Origin of the sequence: uncultured Sphingobacterium sp. (genome assembly GCF_964277905.1) — a bacterium.
Taxonomy (GTDB): Bacteria; Bacteroidota; Bacteroidia; order Sphingobacteriales; family Sphingobacteriaceae; genus Sphingobacterium; species Sphingobacterium siyangense.
Genome location: NZ_CAXYKD010000043.1, coordinates 159193 through 176240 on the forward strand (window position 1 = coordinate 159193; position 17048 = coordinate 176240).

General features: G+C 38.7%; 14 protein-coding genes. 6 read left to right on the forward strand and 8 right to left on the reverse strand.

Features of this window, described 5'->3' with window-relative positions; translation table 11 throughout:
• Positions 1-69 precede the first annotated feature (69 nt).
• Both ACHWSC_RS19160 and ACHWSC_RS19165 read left to right on the forward strand, forming a co-directional pair.
• Positions 70-864 carry a S1/P1 nuclease gene (locus ACHWSC_RS19160; protein ID WP_394677824.1) on the forward strand — a complete coding sequence of 265 codons (795 nt, stop codon included), beginning with the start codon at positions 70-72 and terminating at the stop codon, positions 862-864.
• 151 nt (positions 865-1015) lie between these two features.
• A complete protein-coding gene (locus ACHWSC_RS19165; RefSeq protein ID WP_394677825.1) occupies positions 1016-2806 on the forward strand; it encodes an ABC transporter ATP-binding protein in 1791 nt (596 codons plus the stop codon).
• 8 nt (positions 2807-2814) lie between these two features.
• On the opposite strand, the gene ACHWSC_RS19170 is transcribed toward ACHWSC_RS19165, so the two are convergent.
• On the reverse strand, positions 2815-3753 hold the full coding sequence (locus ACHWSC_RS19170; protein WP_394677826.1) for a multidrug resistance efflux transporter family protein: 939 nt from the start codon (positions 3751-3753) through the stop codon (positions 2815-2817).
• Positions 3754-3914: 161 nt separating this feature from the next.
• Between ACHWSC_RS19170 and fabV the strand changes: the two genes are divergently transcribed.
• Positions 3915-5117: an enoyl-ACP reductase FabV gene (gene fabV, locus ACHWSC_RS19175; RefSeq protein WP_088161698.1), complete on the forward strand. Its 1203-nt coding sequence runs from the start codon at positions 3915-3917 to the stop codon at positions 5115-5117.
• A 101-nt stretch (positions 5118-5218) separates the two neighbouring features.
• Here the strand turns inward: fabV and ACHWSC_RS19180 are convergent, their stop codons facing one another.
• Together ACHWSC_RS19180 and ACHWSC_RS19185 are read right to left on the reverse strand one after the other, a co-directional pair.
• The gene (locus ACHWSC_RS19180; RefSeq protein WP_394677827.1) at positions 5219-6406 is read right to left on the reverse strand and encodes an MFS transporter; all 1188 of its coding nucleotides are present in this window, start codon (positions 6404-6406) and stop codon (positions 5219-5221) included.
• A gap of 53 nt (positions 6407-6459) precedes the next feature.
• Positions 6460-6711 carry a hypothetical protein gene (locus ACHWSC_RS19185; protein WP_088161696.1) on the reverse strand — a complete coding sequence of 84 codons (252 nt, stop codon included), beginning with the start codon at positions 6709-6711 and terminating at the stop codon, positions 6460-6462.
• Positions 6712-6886: 175 nt separating this feature from the next.
• On the opposite strand from ACHWSC_RS19185, the gene ACHWSC_RS19190 reads away from it, so the two are divergent.
• The gene (locus tag ACHWSC_RS19190; protein ID WP_145326812.1) at positions 6887-7297 is read left to right on the forward strand and encodes an OsmC family protein; all 411 of its coding nucleotides are present in this window, start codon (positions 6887-6889) and stop codon (positions 7295-7297) included.
• 113 nt (positions 7298-7410) lie between these two features.
• Entirely contained in the window at positions 7411-7848 is a 438-nt protein-coding gene (locus ACHWSC_RS19195; protein ID WP_201668254.1) for an FKBP-type peptidyl-prolyl cis-trans isomerase, read from the forward strand.
• Positions 7849-7916: 68 nt separating this feature from the next.
• Here the strand turns inward: ACHWSC_RS19195 and ACHWSC_RS19200 are convergent, their stop codons facing one another.
• From ACHWSC_RS19200 to ACHWSC_RS19215, 4 genes are all read right to left on the reverse strand, one after another.
• Entirely contained in the window at positions 7917-9089 is a 1173-nt protein-coding gene (locus tag ACHWSC_RS19200; protein ID WP_075992766.1) for a lipopolysaccharide assembly protein LapB, read from the reverse strand.
• Positions 9090-9091: 2 nt separating this feature from the next.
• Entirely contained in the window at positions 9092-10192 is a 1101-nt protein-coding gene (locus tag ACHWSC_RS19205; RefSeq protein ID WP_070568880.1) for a lipopolysaccharide assembly protein LapB, read from the reverse strand.
• An 8-nt stretch (positions 10193-10200) separates the two neighbouring features.
• Positions 10201-12765, reverse strand: coding sequence for a DNA gyrase subunit A (gene gyrA, locus ACHWSC_RS19210; RefSeq protein WP_394677828.1), 2565 nt, complete (start codon positions 12763-12765; stop codon positions 10201-10203).
• Positions 12766-12928: 163 nt separating this feature from the next.
• Entirely contained in the window at positions 12929-15028 is a 2100-nt protein-coding gene (locus tag ACHWSC_RS19215) for a heavy metal translocating P-type ATPase (protein ID WP_394677829.1), read from the reverse strand.
• A 178-nt stretch (positions 15029-15206) separates the two neighbouring features.
• On the opposite strand from ACHWSC_RS19215, the gene ACHWSC_RS19220 reads away from it, so the two are divergent.
• Positions 15207-16055 carry a mechanosensitive ion channel family protein gene (locus ACHWSC_RS19220; RefSeq protein WP_120334296.1) on the forward strand — a complete coding sequence of 283 codons (849 nt, stop codon included), beginning with the start codon at positions 15207-15209 and terminating at the stop codon, positions 16053-16055.
• Here the strand turns inward: ACHWSC_RS19220 and coaA are convergent.
• Positions 16052-17011: a type I pantothenate kinase gene (gene coaA, locus ACHWSC_RS19225; RefSeq protein WP_120334297.1), complete on the reverse strand. Its 960-nt coding sequence runs from the start codon at positions 17009-17011 to the stop codon at positions 16052-16054. The genes ACHWSC_RS19220 and coaA overlap by 4 nt on opposite strands.
• Between the last annotated feature and the right edge of the window lie 37 nt (positions 17012-17048).

Genomic DNA, 17048 nt, shown 5'->3' on the forward strand with positions numbered 1-17048 from the left:
CAGTTTGTGGGAGCGAACGGCGTTTTTCTAACAGGTAGGAGCTTCGTCATCATTTAAAACAACAATCTAATGAAAAAAATGATCAAGGGTTTGCTGGCAATGGCATTGTGTTTTCAACTTTCTTCGGTATTTGCGTGGGGGACAACAGGACATCGTGTCGTGGCTGAAATTGCGGAACGCCATTTGACTAAAAAAGCCAAAAAGAATATTGGAAAAATTATTGGACAGCAAAAGCTGGCCTATTGGGCCAACTGGGGGGATTTTATCAAATCAGATCCCAATCCTGAATTTAAAAAACTAGGGAATTCTCATTTTATAAATTTAAACTCAAATTTACCTTGGGCCGATTTTCAATTGGGTTTAGAAAATTCAGCTGATGAGAATCTGTATAAGACAGCACTCCGTATTGAGAAGTCTTTTGCAGATAAGACTGTTCCAATGGATCAACAAAAGCAAAACCTGTATTTCTTGATCCATATTCTGGGCGATGCGCATCAACCTATGCATGTTAGCCGTGCCGAGGATCAAGGTGGTAATAAGATTGAAGTAAGCTGGTTTGGAAAAAAATCAAATATTCACCGTGTTTGGGATAGTGATTTGGTAGACAATGAGAAGTATAGTTATACCGAGTTTGCAACTGTTTTGGATGTGAATAACAAAAAAGAGAATGAAAAGCTGGCGGCTGGAGAGCTCGCTAACTGGTTGTATGAATCAAATCAATTGGCTGAAAAGATTTACGCTGACGTAGCTAATAATGCCAATTTATCGTACTCCTATGTTTATCAAAACAAGGATATTATGGAACAATGTATGCTAAAAGGTGGCTTAAGGCTAGCTAAAGTATTAAACCGAATTTTTGGTTAATATTACTGCTACCATAAATTATTAAAAAGGCGTATCCTGAAACGATACGCCTTTTTTGTCGTAGTACGTCATTGCGATCACATTGATTTTATGCTTTCATTTAAACAATGTCCCTAGATTAGTTGTTTCCTCTATATTAAAATCAATTTCAATGACTATCCCGCAATTATTTAAAAAAATTGTTCCCTTTGCCAAACCTTATCGTCAGTTGATTATTTATACCTTGCTATTAACGGTAGTGGGGTCTTTTGCTGCGCAAATAAACGCTTTTATTTTACGTTATACCGTCGATCGGATTAATGATCTGATGGTCGCCAAAGAACCCTTATCAAAAGGCATGTATCTAGTAGGCATGATCAGTATTATTTTGTTAATTAAAGAAATTGTCTACGCTTTTGTTCAGTTTGGTCAGAAATTTTACGGAGAGAAACTTCGAATTTATATCGCACGGGACTTCTCTCAATCCATTGTAAACCGCATTTTAACCTATAAGTTAGCCTTTTATACCTCAAGTGATAATGAAAGTGGAAAATTGGCTACCCGAATAGATGCCGGTATTAGCTCGTTGACACGTTTGGTCCAAAATTTCTTTATTGATATTCTGCCTTTGTTTGCAAATGCAATCATAGCATTAATCTGTATGTTCTATGCTAATGTATATGTAGGGCTGGTGGGAGTGGCTGTTATTCCTTTGTACCTTTATATTAGTCAGACTCAAGCCTCCAAGTTGACAGGCTTTAGGCGGCAGATGCGCAATTACAGGGAGTCGAAAAATAACCGGATCATTAGTTTGATCGATTCAATTTTAGTAATTAAATCATTCGTTCGGGAGCCAGAAGAAGCTAAACGTCATGAAAAGATCCAATTTGAAATGACGGAGAATCAAATGGAAACTCGAAAAACGAGTTTTCTTTATGATAGCATTAAAAATTTTGTCGAACAGATTGCAGTCGTCATTATCATCGTTTTAACAGCTTATCTTGTTCTCTCTAGCCAAATTACTATTGGTGCGATTATGTTTCATATCATGTTATTTAATAACGTATCGGCGCCGATACGTCAGCTGCACCGTATTTATGATGAGGTAAACGATGCCCTGATCTATTCAGAATCTTTCTTCGAAATTTTGGAATCTGACGAGCATATTGAATCAAAGGGTGATTATAAGCCAGCACATATTCAAGGACATTTGGCGTTACGGAATGTATTTTTTGAATATCCAAATGGAACCGTTGCTTTAAAGGACGTGAATTTTGAGATCAAGCCGAATGAAATCACAGCTTTAGTGGGGCTGAGTGGGGCCGGAAAAAGCACGATTATCAACTTATTGGATAAATTTTATGAACCTAGCAGCGGCCAAATTTTTTTGGATGGGGTAGATCTGGCAAAGTATGATACAGCGTTTCTCCGTCGGCATATCGGTATGGTATTGCAGCGTAATCATATTTTTAAAGGGACTATCTTTGAAAATATCGAGTATGGTAAGATGGGAAGTTCTAGGGAAGAAATTATTGAAGCAGCCAAGAAAGCCTATATTCATGAGCAGATTATGGATCTGCCCAAAGGTTACGATTCAGATGCGCAGTCACTATCAGGGGGCCAACAGCAGCGGATCGCCATAGCCCGTTTATTTTTAAAAAATCCACCGATTATTTTTCTCGACGAGCCTACGGCTAATTTGGACGCCATCGCGACCGAACAGATTAAAAATAGTTTGGATGCCATAAAGAAAGACCGTACAGTAATTATCGTTTCCCATAGTATCTCTCAGATCATCGATTCCAATGCCATTGTGGTTATGGAAAAGGGAATGGTGGTGGAGAAAGGGCAGCATGAAGATCTATACGCACATAAAGGAACTTATTATGATATTTTCTCAGCAATGGCCAATAGTTTAAACCTGAATAAAATAAGCCGAACATTACATGCAGATGAAAGGTGAGGGTATTATTAACTTGTGCGACTATGTAGAATCATGCCAATGACCACCATGACAATACCAATACAGGAATATACATTCGGAAGCGCCGCCTGCAGGATAAGAATTTCGCCAACCAACGTAAAAATGACTTCCATGGCCTGTGTTGCCTCTACAGCTGCCAATGCTTTATGGTCCTGATGAACGAAATCGGTAGCTGAGAAAAATAAAAGTGTGGCAATTACTCCCGAGCAGATGGCTACTAAAAAGGTTTGGAAAAGTTGACTATCAGTAGGCAGACCATTATCTAAATAGCCAAATAGGCTCAGGATAATCCAAAATGGCATACTACAGAGTGTCATACCGAGTGTACGTTGAAAAGCATCCAATCTATTGTTCGATATTTTCATCATTTTACGGTTACCTAAGGGATAGGCAATAGCGCCGATCAACACTGGGATGGTCCCCAATAGCATTGTATTTAAGGAAGTTGACTGAGCTTCTGAAATTTGCATCAAAAGAATACCTAAAAAAATAAGGATGGAGAAGAGGAGTGAAGCTTTTGAAATGCTTTTTCGTTGCCCTTTTTTATCAAGTAGCGGACCAATAAACATGCCGGCTATAATGGTGAATTCGAAGGTGCTAGCTACGAGCCAAGATGGGCCATAATTTGCGCCATAGGTAAGTGTTGCATAGAATAGCCCGAATCCGATCGTACTCCAAAGAAGCCATTGCAAAAGGTTGGATTTGATTTCTTTGAGTAAATCGATGAGGTTTCCTCTTATAGCAACAATGATAAGTAAGATTGGAAGCATCCAAATAAAACGTAAAGAGGCTGTCCATTGCCAACTTCCTCCGGAGACTGCCATAATTCGGTTTAGAACAAAGGTGCTGGCAAAAAATAATGCAGCTAGCGTTCCTAAAAAAAGTGCATTTTTTTTATTTTTTTTTATTGTAAATTGGATTGGCATAAATAAAAGGAGTGCGATGTATACTTAACTTTGTGAAAGTAAGCAAATGTCCGTTCAAATGGAAATGAAACAAAAACTAATTGATTTTTATCGCGATTTTCTCATTTAAAATTCCTTATTTTGCCTAATCAATAAAACAAGTAGTAAGAAAATTAATCAAGATGATTATACAACCAAGAACTAGAGGTTTTATTTGTTTAACCTCGCATCCACAAGGGGCTGCGCAAAACATTAAAAATCAAATTGAATACGTGAAATCCAAAGGTGAGATCGCGAATGGTCCAAAGAAAGTATTGGTAATCGGTGCTTCTACTGGATTTGGTATTGCATCTCGGATTTCTGCAGCATTTGGTTCTGGAGCTGCTACAATCGGTGTATTTTTTGAAAAACCTGCGGCAGAAGGCAAGCCAGGAACTGCTGGATGGTACAATTCGGCAGCTTTTGAGAAAGAAGCCCATGAGGCGGGATTATATGCCAAAAGTATCAATGGCGATGCGTTTTCGGACGAAGTGAAAAAACAGACTATTGAACTTATTAAAAAGGATCTAGGACAGGTTGATTTAGTGGTTTATAGTTTGGCATCACCACGTCGTACGCATCCAAAAACTGGCGTGGCACACGCTTCTGTTTTGAAACCGATACAAGAACCTTTTACCAACAAAACGGTAGATTTTCATACGGGTGTAATTTCAGACATTACCATTCAGCCAGTTGAAAATGAAGAAGATATTGCGAATACTGTAGCTGTTATGGGTGGAGAAGACTGGAAGTTTTGGATCGAAGATCTTAAAGCTGCTGGTGTGTTAGCTGAAGGAGCAAAAACAGTTGCCTATTCTTACATAGGTCCTGAACTTACTTATCCAATTTACCGTAATGGTACGATTGGTCGTGCAAAGGATGATTTAGAAGGAACAGTGCCTGCAATAAACGCGATTTTGAGCGATATTAATGGTGTATCTTATGTATCGGTGAATAAAGCCTTGGTTACGCAATCAAGTTCAGCTATTCCAGTTGTTCCTTTATACATTTCTTTATTGTATAAAGTCATGAAGGAAAAAGGTATTCACGAAGGTACAATTGAACAAATGCAACGTTTGTTTGCTGAGCGACTTTATACCGCTGACGGAAAGGTATTGCTTGATGACAAAGGTCGTATCCGTGTTGATGACTTAGAAATGCGTGAAGATGTTCAGGCTGAAGTTGCAGCATTATGGGAGAAAGCAACAACTGAAAATTTAGCCGAAATTTCAGACATTGAAGGTTATCGTAACGAGTTTTTCAATTTGTTCGGTTTCAATTTCGACGGTATCGATTACAACGCTGATACCAATGAAGTTGTTGGTGTACCTAGTATTGAAGGTTAATTTTAACGGATATACCTACAAAAAGAGCGGAGAATGTGTTTAAACATTCTCCGCTCTTTTTGTAGGTATATCTTTGATGCTATGTTTATATGTTTAGGAGACTATGGTGTCAGCTCCCGCCGTTTTTGATAGAGTAGGTTTCCAACAACGGCAAAACCAATAGAGACCATAATGGTACTAAATGGGTATATCGCTGTCATACCCATATTATTGGCCACAAAGCCAATTAAAGGGCCTGTGATGCCTAGTGAAATGTCTATAAATAGCCCGTAAGCAGCCAGAGCAGAGCCTTGTTGACTTTGATCTACCCGCTTAATGGCTTCGACACCAAGTGCTGGAAATACCAATGAGAAGCCAAAACCCGTTAATGCTGCGCCCAATAGGGTCCATAATGGATCAATAGCCACCGCGATAACCATGAGACCTAATGTTTCAACGAAAAGACTCACTAAAGCAACTTTAAGTCCGCCATATTGGTCAATAACCTTATTGAAAATAAGCCTTGTTAAAATGAAGAATACGCCAAATATAGTTAAGCAAGCTGCACCATTTTGCCAATTGAAATGTTCATAGTAAAGCGTCATAAATGTGGAGATACTGCCAAAGCCTAGACCTCCTAGAGCAAGACAGATTCCAAAGGGTGCTACTAAAAGCAATACGCGTTTAAAACTCACTTTTTCAGCCTTTTTTCGTGCCACTTGGTAGGGCGTTTTAGCGCGACAATAAAAATAAGCAAGGAGGCCAACCGCACTGGTAAGTAGAGCCAAAGCTTCGTAATTGATATGATCCACCAGCAAAACACCTAGGGGTGCGCCAATAGCCAATGCACCATAGCTGGCTATTCCGTTGAAAGAAATTGCTTTTGCAGCATGTTCATCGCCGAGTTCCATTAACGCCCAATTTATAGGGCTCGCACCCACCAGACCCTCTCCAATTCCAGTAAACAAACGGGTAATGAGCAGAAGCCCTAAACTGATAAAAGGCTGTGATTTAAATAAGAAAACAAGGAGCAGAAGGAGTCCAGATAATGCAAAAAATAACATGCTGCGCAAAACTGAAATCTTGGGACCCTTGGTGTCCACAATTTTTCCTGCATAACTGCGGATTAAGAATGTAGCAACATACTGAACACTAATGACCAATCCCGCAATAATTGTATTAAATCCTAAAGTTTGATGAATAAAGATGGGAAGGGTTGCAAGCGATAGGCCGATTGTGAAATAACCAAGGAAAGTTAAAGAGACATAGCCTAAAATCTTTTGATTGACCTCCCGAAGAGAAATTGTCATTATAAAAAATTTTAGGCGAAATTACGTCTTTATGCTTGTTTTTAGAAATAAAATCAATAAACAACTGTCTCTTTAATATCACAATTTTTCTCGAGCCATTCTTGATCAAATTGTTTTGGTGAAATTCTTTTGCCTTGATAGATATAGTAAACTTTTTCAGATTCACCCTTTACTGGAGGGCCGGGGATTTTATTGACAATCTTCTCTTCAGGACAGTCTTGTATTAAAGCCTGTTCTTTGACTTGACGAGTTTTACATGAAGTGAACGCAATTACAAAGATAAAAAGGTACAATAGTTTATTCATGAGTTTAGTTTTAATACAACTGTTAACGTAAGCACTGTCTAAAATGCGACATTAATTTATTCAATAGTGTACAACTTTTTGATCGACTCTTTGTTCTATAAAAGATACCTGAAAAGTTAGAAACGCGATAGGAGAAATTGACATAGGAAAAATTAAATAATTGATTGTAGAAAACATGAGAAGAAAAGCAACAGCCCAATGGAATGGCAATCTGAAAGAAGGAAAAGGTAGTCTGACTACAGACAGTACAGCGTTGGATCATACGCAATATTCATTTTCGACACGTTTTGAAAATGGTATTGGGACAAATCCCGAAGAATTATTGGCAGCAGCGCACGCTGGATGTTTCACCATGCAATTGAGCGCTTATCTTTCTGAGTCTGGTTTTGTTCCCGAGGAATTAACGACAGTGTCAACAATTGTATTCGAAAACGGTTCAATAGTGCGATCTGAACTGGAGTTGAAAGGAAAGGTTCCAACGATTACCGAAGCTGAGTTTCAAACAATAGCGCATAAAGCGAAGGAAAACTGTCCTGTGAGTAAGGCGTTCAGCTTCGAGAAAACCTTAGATGCAAAGCTACGCTGATAAAGGTACAGTACTGAACAAAAACTCGGTCTTTTTTCGTAAAAAGGAGAAAAAGCTGTTATTTTGAGGATATCATAAATAATTAGCAATATTGAATTTTAATCAATTGAGTTTTGGTTCAGAGAAAGAAAAATAAGTTAAGTTCAGCAGCGCTTGCGGAAAAGAATCTAGAGGCTGGAAAGGTATTTTTGGAAAAGTATGCACAGCAGGAAGGAGCTGTTGTATGTGCATCGGGTTTGCACTATAAGGTATTAACAACGGGGGCGGGGCAGATTCCCAAAAAGTCCGCGAAAGTTATCTGTCATTATAAAGGCGAGCTTTTAGACGGAACCGTATTCGACAGTTCGTACAAACGGAAGCGCCCCGAAACGTTTTATATCAATGAACTCATAGTCGGTTGGCAAGAAGCGATTTCAATGATGCCTGTTGGGTCAATCTGGGAGGTGTGTCTTCCACCAAAGCTGGCTTATGGAAAGGAAGAATTGTTACCTCGAAAAGGAGGGGAATGTACGTTGATATTTCAGATTGAGTTGATTGCCATTTTAGCTTAACACAAAAAAGACTTTCAAAAAAAAAGCCCGCATAACAAGATGCGGGCTTTTTTTGAAAGTTTATTTTTTTATTCTACTTCTTTGATCTTAGCATTGATTTCTGCAGTTTTAGCTTCGTCTTGCATAAAAATATAGTAGTTCTTTAAATTCGTTAAAGCATCTACATTTTTGGGCTGCAAAGAAACTGCTTTCTCCAAGTACGGAAGCACTGGCTTTAATTCTGCTTTAATCTTATTTAATTCTGCATCATATTGGGCCTGCGTCAATTTTCTGTTATTATTAACAACATTTAATTTTTCACGTGTTTTGTTCATCAACGTGATCGCCAAATTTGTATTTGCTTCAAAAAAGTTAGGGTCGATTTCCAAAGCCTTTTTGTATGCTGCAACTGCTGCATCCTCATTTTTTGCTGAAGATTGGGCAATACCTAAGTAATAATTTAAGCTTTTATTGTTCGGATCTTTTGCTAATTGTGCTGTAATGGCATCAATTGTTTCTTTTTCGTGACCTGTAATCAAATTCAATTCGATGTTTTGAGTCATTGCTGCATTGTCATCTGGATAAGCTTCAGCTGCTTTTTTTGCATATTCAAGTGCTGAAGTCGTATCTTGCATAGAGAGGTACAATTTAGGTAAATCGACCATAATCGTTTTATGCGAAGAGAAATCTTTTCTTGGAATTAGTTCTTTATAACGTTCCACAGCATTCTTATAATCTTTGTTTGATAGTGCTGCAACGCCACTGTAATAAGTAACTAATGTATCTCCAGGAAGATATGTCAATGCTTTTGTAAAGGAGCTATAAGACTCAGCATATTTTTGTGCTTGATAGGCTTCTGCACCCAAATTGAAATTATATTGTCCCAGAATTTGTTCTGCAACAGTAATATTCGCTTTATTTGCACCGTCTGTATCGAGCTGTTTTGCTCTAGCAATTCCGTCCTCAGCCAATTTCGCTAATTCAGATGACTTATCTATTGTTGATAGGTTTGCATTTACCAATGCGTATACCGTCCATGCCTCAGCATTATCTTTTGTTTTGTCATTGACAACAGCTGCGTCAATAGCTTCTTTTGCCGATTTCAAATTGGAGATACCCAATTGAACTGTACCAGCGTCTTTCAATTCTTGGAATTTCGCTAGGGCTGACTTCGCCTTTTTAACATTACCCGTCTGCGCAAAAGAAACTGAGGTAGATACAGTACCTATTGCTGCTAATAATAATAGAGATTTTAAATTCATATCTATTTAACTGTTAATTGATTCAATAATAAATTCACTCTGTCTAATTGTGATGCGTCATCAATAAGCTTATAATATTTAGCCAAAGCTTTAAGCGCATTGACATCATAAGGCTTAATCTCATTTGCCTTCAACAGATATTCGATGGTCAATTCTTGTATATCTTGGTTGGAAGGTTCCTTTAATAAAGTCTCCAGATTAATTAGTCCTAATGCAAGATTAGATTCATAATTATTCGGATCCAACCGCAATACATTATTATAATACTCTTTCGCTCGTTTTATATCATTGGCGTTTTCATAAGAATAGCCCGCAATATAGTTCAGTTCGACATTTTCAGGTTCTAAACGAATGGCATCAGCAATGACATTTAAGATAGCGTCATAAGAATTATTGGCTGAATACACATCAATTAATCTAAAAAGTATCTGTTTATTTTCAGGAAATATAGCATGTCCTTTTTCAAGAACGTTCAAGACATCCTGTTTAGTACCTCCGAGCGAATAAATCTGTGCCAATTCAAGAAAGTAATTAGGTTTTGGATGTTCACTTTTAATGAGTTCGTCATAATATTTGATCGAATTCATATAATCTTTATTCTTGCCGGAGAGTACGGCCAGATTATATTTGAGATCATTATTTTTGAAGCCAAGTGAATCTATTCGAAGGTAAGCTTTATACGCTTTGTCAAACTTGCCATCTTTTAAAGCCAAAGCTCCCTGATAGGAGATGGCTCCAGCAAGATTTTGACGAATATAGTCCATCTCTGCAGGAAAGTTTCGACGTGCTTTTTTTTGATCCAGAAGCTTAAGTGATTTGATGGATACGTCGATAGGATCCATTTTATATGGCTGCTTCCTTGTTGAATCTGCAACTGCCAAGGAGCTATATACCAATGCTCTTAAAAGGTTATTGTTGACAGAAGCAGAATCTTTCTTCGATTGGAAGGCGGCGTCTGCAAACTTTCGCGCATTTTCAAGATTTTTAAATTCGCCAGTTTTGGTATATAAAGCAAAACTGTTGCTGCCCTCTTTCAGATTGGATTGGGCAACAACAGTTAAACTACTTGCAGATATTAACAATGATATCAGTAAGTTTTTCATTAGACTATTTATTCTTCGTTTGAGTCCGTGTTTTCTTCAGAAGTTGAATCGCCATTTTCCGTTGACTCTTCGGTCAGTTCAGACTCTTCTTCAGATTCTTCTTCACGATCGACTTTCGTAATAGAAGCGATCTCGTCGTTATCTTTTAAATTAATGAGTCTTACACCTTGTGTTGCACGTCCCATTACTCTTAATTCTTCCACAGCAATACGGATAACAATACCAGACTTGTTGATGATCATTAAATCTTCGTTGTCTGTAACGCCTTTTATCGCAACGAGTTCGCCTGTTTTATCTGTAACGTTGATTGTTTTCACACCTTTACCACCACGATTCGTTACGCGATAATCCTCGATATCTGTCCGTTTTCCGTATCCTTTTTCAGAAACGACCAACACGGTAGTTTCCGAATCATTCACACTAATCATGCCAATCACTTCATCACTTTCAGCTCCCAAGGTGATACCACGTACACCTGTTGCCGTTCTGCCCATTGGACGAACTGTAGATTCATTGAAACGAATTGCTCGACCAGAACGGAGAGCCATGACAATTTCACTGCTCCCAGTAGTCAAACAAGCTTCAATTAATTGATCGCCTTCATTAATATTGATGGCATTGATGCCGTTTGCTCTTGGACGAGAATAGGCTTCCAAAGACGTCTTCTTAATCGTACCTTTTTTGGTACACATAATAATGAAGTTGTTTTCCAAATATTCTTGGTCTTTCAAGTTCTTCACCAGGATGAAGGCCTTGATTTTTTCTTCTTTTGGAACATTGATGATATTTTGAAGTGCTCGACCTCTAGAAGTACGGCTTCCTTCAGGAATCTCAAATGCACGCAACCAGAAACAGCGACCTGCCTCTGTAAATAGCAACATATAATTATGTGCTGAGGCCGTGATGATATGCTCGGTAAAATCTTCTTCGCGTGTGTTTGTGCCAATTGATCCACGACCACCGCGGCCTTGGCGTTTGTATTCGGATAATGGTGTACGTTTTACGTAACTATTGTGGGAGATTGTGATAACGATTTCTTCATCATCAATAAAATCTTCCATACGCATATCTTCAGCAGAGTGTACAATCTGAGATCGACGTTCGTCACCGTATTTTTCCTTGATTTCAATTAACTCGTCTTTGATAATTTTCATACGAAGCTCTTCGTCTTCCAATATCGATTTCAAATAGTCAATTGTTTTCATCAATTCAGCATATTCCTCTTTGATTTTATCACGTTCCAGTCCTGTTAGACGACGTAATGTCATATCGAGGATCGCGCGAGCCTGAAGGTCGGACAGGCCAAATTTCTCAATTAATCCAACGCGTGCATCTTCTGGTGTATCCGAGTTACGGATCAATTTGATGACTTCATCCAAATGATCTAAGGCAATTAAATACCCTTCTAGAATATGAGCACGTTTTTCAGCTTCTGCCAGTTCATAGCGTGTACGTCTAACGATTACATCATGTCTATGCTCCACAAACTCATGAATCATATCTTTCAGATTCAACAGCATTGGTCTTCCTTTAACTAAAGCAATGTTGTTTACTGAAAATGAAGTTTGTAGCGCTGTGTATTTAAACAAATTGTTTAAAACAACATTTGCATTTGCATCACGTTTGATGTCGTACACAATACGCATACCCGTACGGTCAGATTCATCACGGATGGCAGAGATACCTTCTAGTTTCTTCTCATTAACCAGTTCGGCTGTACGCTCGATCATATTCGCCTTGTTCACCTGATAGGGAATTTCGGTAACAATAATCTGCTCTCTTCCAGACTTGGTTGCCTCTATTTCAGCTTTTGCACGCATGACAATACGACCGCGTCCTGTATTACAAGCATCTTGAACCCCGGCATAGCCGTAGATCAATGCACCTGTAGGGAAGTCTGGGCCTTTGATGTGCTGCATCAATTCTGGAACCTCAATATCACGATTATCAATAAAAGCAATTGTACCATCGATAACCTCAGATAGGTTATGCGGAGCCATATTTGTAGCCATACCTACAGCAATACCCGAAGCTCCATTTACCAAGAGGTTTGGGATACGCGTAGGAAGGACTGTTGGTTCTTGTAAGGAATCGTCAAAGTTATTTTGGAAATCAACAGTATCTTTGTTGATATCGGATAGCATTTCCTCGGCAATTTTCTTTAATCTTGCCTCAGTGTAACGCATCGCCGCAGGTGGATCGCCATCAATGGAACCGTAGTTACCTTGACCATCTACCAAAGGGTAGCGTAAACTCCAATCTTGAGCCATACGAACCATGGTGTCATAAACGGACGAATCACCATGTGGGTGATACTTACCTAATACGTCACCGACGATACGGGCAGACTTTTTGTAAGGCTTGCCACTGGTAACCCCTAAGTCCAGCATGCCATAAAGAACACGTCTGTGTACTGGTTTCATGCCATCACGGGCATCAGGAAGTGCTCTTGATACAATGACAGACATGGAATAGTCAATGTAGGCAGACTTCATCTGATCCTCGATGTTGATTGGGATAATCCGGTCGTTTGCCGGAACAAGATTGTTGTCGTTTTCTGTTTCTTCAGCCATATGAATTTGGTTTCAATAAAACTAGTAAGCAAGCCCTGTAAACTGGCTTGCTACGCATGCGAAGTTACAAAAATTTAACCTCAAAAGCGAATGATTTAAGCCCTAATATACACAAAAAAGACAATCTTTTATGGATTGTCTTGGTACTTATGGGGTATCGTTTTTATTTGATTTTTTTAAAGCGGAGCCGAATCGAATTGCCTATGACAATTAAGTCTGAAAAGGCCATGCTTAAGGCTGCAAGCATAGGTCCGAGAAAGCCCACAGCGGCAAGCGGTATGGCCACAATATTGTAAGCGAAGGCCCAAAATAGATTTTGTTTTATTGTCAATAGGGTATGGTGACCAATCTTTAGCAGCTTTTCAATGGATTTGAGATCATTGTTTAATAAAACCACCTTTGCCGATTGAATAGCAATATGTGTCGAATCACCGAGCGAGATGCCAACATCGGCAGCAGCTAATGCCGGAGCGTCATTGATACCGTCACCAACCATTGCAGTAGGGCCATTCTTTTTGAGCTTGAACAATATTTCTAGTTTTTCTTCTGGCGACTTATCCCAGTATACATCAGCAATACCAAGCTTTTGTGCTGTGCGTTCACATTTACTTTGTCGATCCCCACTCAAAAGAATAGGGCGTATCCCTTTATCTTTGAGGTATTGGATGAGTTCCTTTGCATAAGGCTTAATCTGATCTTCCAATACAATTCCAGCAATTACAACGCCATTGATTGTTAAGGCAAGATCATAGCGATTGGAGTAATCCTTTTCACCAAGTTTTGCATTGCAAATGGAATAGTTATTACCATTTGTGTCTGTAGCAAATATCCCTTTCCCTTTTATTTCATTGACTTCCTTAAAGATAATGCGGTAAGATTTTATCTCCTTGAGTTGTTTTCGGATCGACTTGGCAATCGGATGACTCGAATAACTCTCCAATTGTGCTATGATCGATTCGACTTGCGATTGTTCAATACCAAAGGTCTGAATCGCTTTGATATTAAAATCGCCAGTTGTTAAGGTGCCCGTTTTGTCAAATACCATCTGTTTGAGATCGGACATCTCCTCAATGGTGCTTCCGCCTTTGATCAGTATTCCTTTTTTTGCAGCTCTTCCCAGACCAACCATGACAGCTGTAGGCGTTGCTAGCCCCATGGCGCATGGACAAGATACAACAAGTGTAGCTATCGCATTCATGAGGGATTGTTGGAGCGGTAATTGTGCAATAAAGTAAGTAATAAAAAAAGTGAAGAATGATATCGTAACGACGATTGGGACGAAATAAGCGGCTACTTTATCACCGAATTTTTGAATAGGTGGCTTTTTACTTTGCGCATCTTTAATTAATTGAATAATTTGATACAGTACACTTTTAGACCCAACTTTGGTCGCCACGATTCTGATATTTCCTTCAGTTAGTAACGTCCCACCAATGACAGCATCATATTTGAGTTTTTCAATAGGTAGACTTTCTCCGGTTAGCATAGATTCGTCCACCCAAGCCTGTCCTTCCAAAATATCGCCATCAGCAGGTATCTGATTTCCGGAATTTACCTTTAAAATATCACCTGATTTAATGTCTCGGGCTAATATCTCTACTTCTTGGTCGTCTTCAATTTTAATAGCAGGTATATCCTGATATTTAACTAACTCTTTGATTGCTGATGTGGTTTTGGTAACGGCTCTTTTTTCGAGGACATTCCCCAGAAATACCAATGTTATAATTGTTGCGCATGTTTCGTAGAACTGGTAATCATGCCCTAAATTATAATATGTTCCAATGAGGCTATAGCTAAAAGCAGCTGTAGATCCAACAAAGATGAGTACATCCATATTGGGCATTTTGTTCCAGATGGAACGGAATGCGCTGATTCCAAAATAGGAAAAACCAATGATATAAACTGGGACACATAGCGCAAGTTGGATATAGGGATCATGCAGAATGGGCAAGTCTGTAAACATGTGGCTCCACAGGGGTATGGTGAAGATGAGGCAGCAAAGGAACTTAAAATCAATAGATTTCCAAAAGCTAGGCTTCTTATCCTTACCCGAAATAACTTTGTAACCCAAAGACTCGATACCTTTGACCAGCACAGGTATTTGTTCCAGGGGGATCTTTGAAAATTTCACTTCATCTGAGGCGAAATCGACGTAGATATCCTTAGCGCCGTTGTTTTCTAGGTATTTGTGGATTGAAATAGCACAATTTGCACAATGCATTCCGCTTACGTTAAGTTCAGTCTGCACGTTCGATTCCTTCATTTAATAGCATGTAATGTCTTTAGGCAAAGATAGCTATTTCCTGATAATGCTTTTTACGTAAAGTAAAATTGTTTAGTTTAGCAAGCCTGTTTGTGGCCGTTTTACATGAACTATCGTGCATAGCGAATGGGAGAACATTAAAATTTGACTAGACAGACAACTTAAGCTTGTGTAAAAAATGACAAAACCAATTTCAATTTCTTTTATTGTACGAATTATACTGCTGATTGCGTTAACGGCATCATTTGTTCAATTTGAAACCTTTTATATGCAGCGGGAGGTCATCCGGAATATGGCTTACGGCTTAAATACTTTTCTAACAGCTAGTGTCCTGATCTCAATCGGTCATTTTATCCTTGTAAAACTATACAACAGTCGAAATGAACAGCAGGTTGTCCGGGGTAATTTTGTGCTCGGAATTACACGTGTAGCTACAGTAGGTAATGTTTTTTTTATTATAGTCAGCCTAATGATAGCGGTTGGTATTAATCCAAAAGATTTTATCACCAGCATGACAATTGTCGCAATGGCAATTGCGGTAATTTTTAGAGAATATATCACGAATATGATATCCGGTTTGATTATTATGTTTTCGGATCAATTTTCCGTAGGAGATCGCATAAAAATAGGTGAATATCAGGGGAAAATTGTTGATATCACATTGGCCAATCTGGTTGTGCGCGATGAAGATGATGATGCTGTGATGATTCCCAATAATTTGGTATTTACAGCGACTTTGGTCAATAAGACTTCTCAAAAGTCAAATAAAATTGTTGTAAAGTTTGAATTACCGATTGATCGCTCATTTGCAGTGGCGGAATTGGAACAGTATTTAAGTCCATTATTTCAGAAAAACCCAAATTTAGATCATTCCCAAGGCTTTACAATTAAGGTCGCTGATATGGCTAAAGACTATATCAAGTATAAAGTTGAGGTTAGTACAATCTCGTCCAGCAACAAAATACATCAGCAGGTCCAGAGCAACATATTAAATGAAATCCTCCAGTTTACAAGAATGCAGGGTTAAATCTTTCTTACTTTGACATTTTTAACAAAGTGGTGGCTTCCTTTTTCTAAAATGAGATCCGCGCGATATCTAGTCGGCAAAATGTTTTTAAGTAGATTGGGTTTATTAATTTCGTTCCAGATATTCACAGCCATGGCATGGCTTTCATCAGCTGTCATATTTGCATATTTATGGAAAAATGAAGCCGGATTTTGAAATGCCGTAGCACGCAGTGATTCAAATCGATTGGTATACCATTCAATAAGATTTTTCTCGCTGGCATGTACATAGATTGAATAATCAAAAAAGTCGGAAACGAATACGCTATGTCCCTTTCGTGGTCGTTGGGAATTGACTTGTAATACATTTATCCCTTCTACAATGAGGATGTCGGGTTGTTCAATCACTTGTTGTTGTTCGTCTGGTAAGACGTCATAGACCAAGTGGCTGTATACTGGTACCGCAATTTTTGGAGCCCCTGATTTCACTGCTGAAAGGAAATGAATCAATCTTTTGGCATCATAGCTTTCAGGAAAGCCTTTTCGGTTTAGAATACCACGTTCGATAAGCTGTTGGTTGGGGTATAGAAAACCGTCTGTGGTCACCAAATCAACCTTCGGTTTGGATGGGAGTAAACTTAGGACACGCTGCAAAACCCGGGCAGTAGTACTTTTTCCGACAGCGACCGACCCAGCTATACCAATGATATAAGGCAGTTTGCTCTCTTCTTTGCCAAAGAACCGGTTTGTACGCTGGTGAAGGCTCTGGAAACGATCAATATGAATCTCAAGTAGATGACTTAAGGGAAAGTAGACTTCTTCTATTTCCTGATTTGTCAAAGGTTCATTCAGTGCATGTAGATTTTCCAGGTCTTCGACACTGAAATTGTGCAATACCTTCCCATTTAAATTTTTCCAATCTTCCCGTTTGATCGATCTAAAAGGCGAGTCTATTGCTATTTGCGGATCCAATTGCATCGTTTGCTTTATTTTTATTACAAATATCTATATTGCA

Excerpts from the sequence above, each read along its gene's own strand:
- ACHWSC_RS19165 (WP_394677825.1), top strand. The coding sequence starts at position 1,016 with ATGACTATCCCGCAATTATTTAAAAAAATTGTTCCCTTTGCCAAACCT.
- ACHWSC_RS19205 (WP_070568880.1), bottom strand. The coding sequence starts at position 10,192 with ATGAAAAACTTACTGATATCATTGTTAATATCTGCAAGTAGTTTAACT.
- gyrA (WP_394677828.1), bottom strand. The coding sequence starts at position 12,765 with ATGGCTGAAGAAACAGAAAACGACAACAATCTTGTTCCGGCAAACGAC.
- coaA (WP_120334297.1), bottom strand. The coding sequence starts at position 17,011 with ATGCAATTGGATCCGCAAATAGCAATAGACTCGCCTTTTAGATCGATC.
- ACHWSC_RS19220 (WP_120334296.1), top strand. The coding sequence starts at position 15,207 with ATGACAAAACCAATTTCAATTTCTTTTATTGTACGAATTATACTGCTG.
- ACHWSC_RS19180 (WP_394677827.1), bottom strand. The coding sequence starts at position 6,406 with ATGACAATTTCTCTTCGGGAGGTCAATCAAAAGATTTTAGGCTATGTC.
- ACHWSC_RS19215 (WP_394677829.1), bottom strand. The coding sequence starts at position 15,028 with ATGAAGGAATCGAACGTGCAGACTGAACTTAACGTAAGCGGAATGCAT.
- ACHWSC_RS19185 (WP_088161696.1), bottom strand. The coding sequence starts at position 6,711 with ATGAATAAACTATTGTACCTTTTTATCTTTGTAATTGCGTTCACTTCA.
- ACHWSC_RS19200 (WP_075992766.1), bottom strand. The coding sequence starts at position 9,089 with ATGAATTTAAAATCTCTATTATTATTAGCAGCAATAGGTACTGTATCT.
- ACHWSC_RS19190 (WP_145326812.1), top strand. The coding sequence starts at position 6,887 with ATGAGAAGAAAAGCAACAGCCCAATGGAATGGCAATCTGAAAGAAGGA.
- fabV (WP_088161698.1), top strand. The coding sequence starts at position 3,915 with ATGATTATACAACCAAGAACTAGAGGTTTTATTTGTTTAACCTCGCAT.
- ACHWSC_RS19170 (WP_394677826.1), bottom strand. The coding sequence starts at position 3,753 with ATGCCAATCCAATTTACAATAAAAAAAAATAAAAAAAATGCACTTTTT.
- ACHWSC_RS19160 (WP_394677824.1), top strand. The coding sequence starts at position 70 with ATGAAAAAAATGATCAAGGGTTTGCTGGCAATGGCATTGTGTTTTCAA.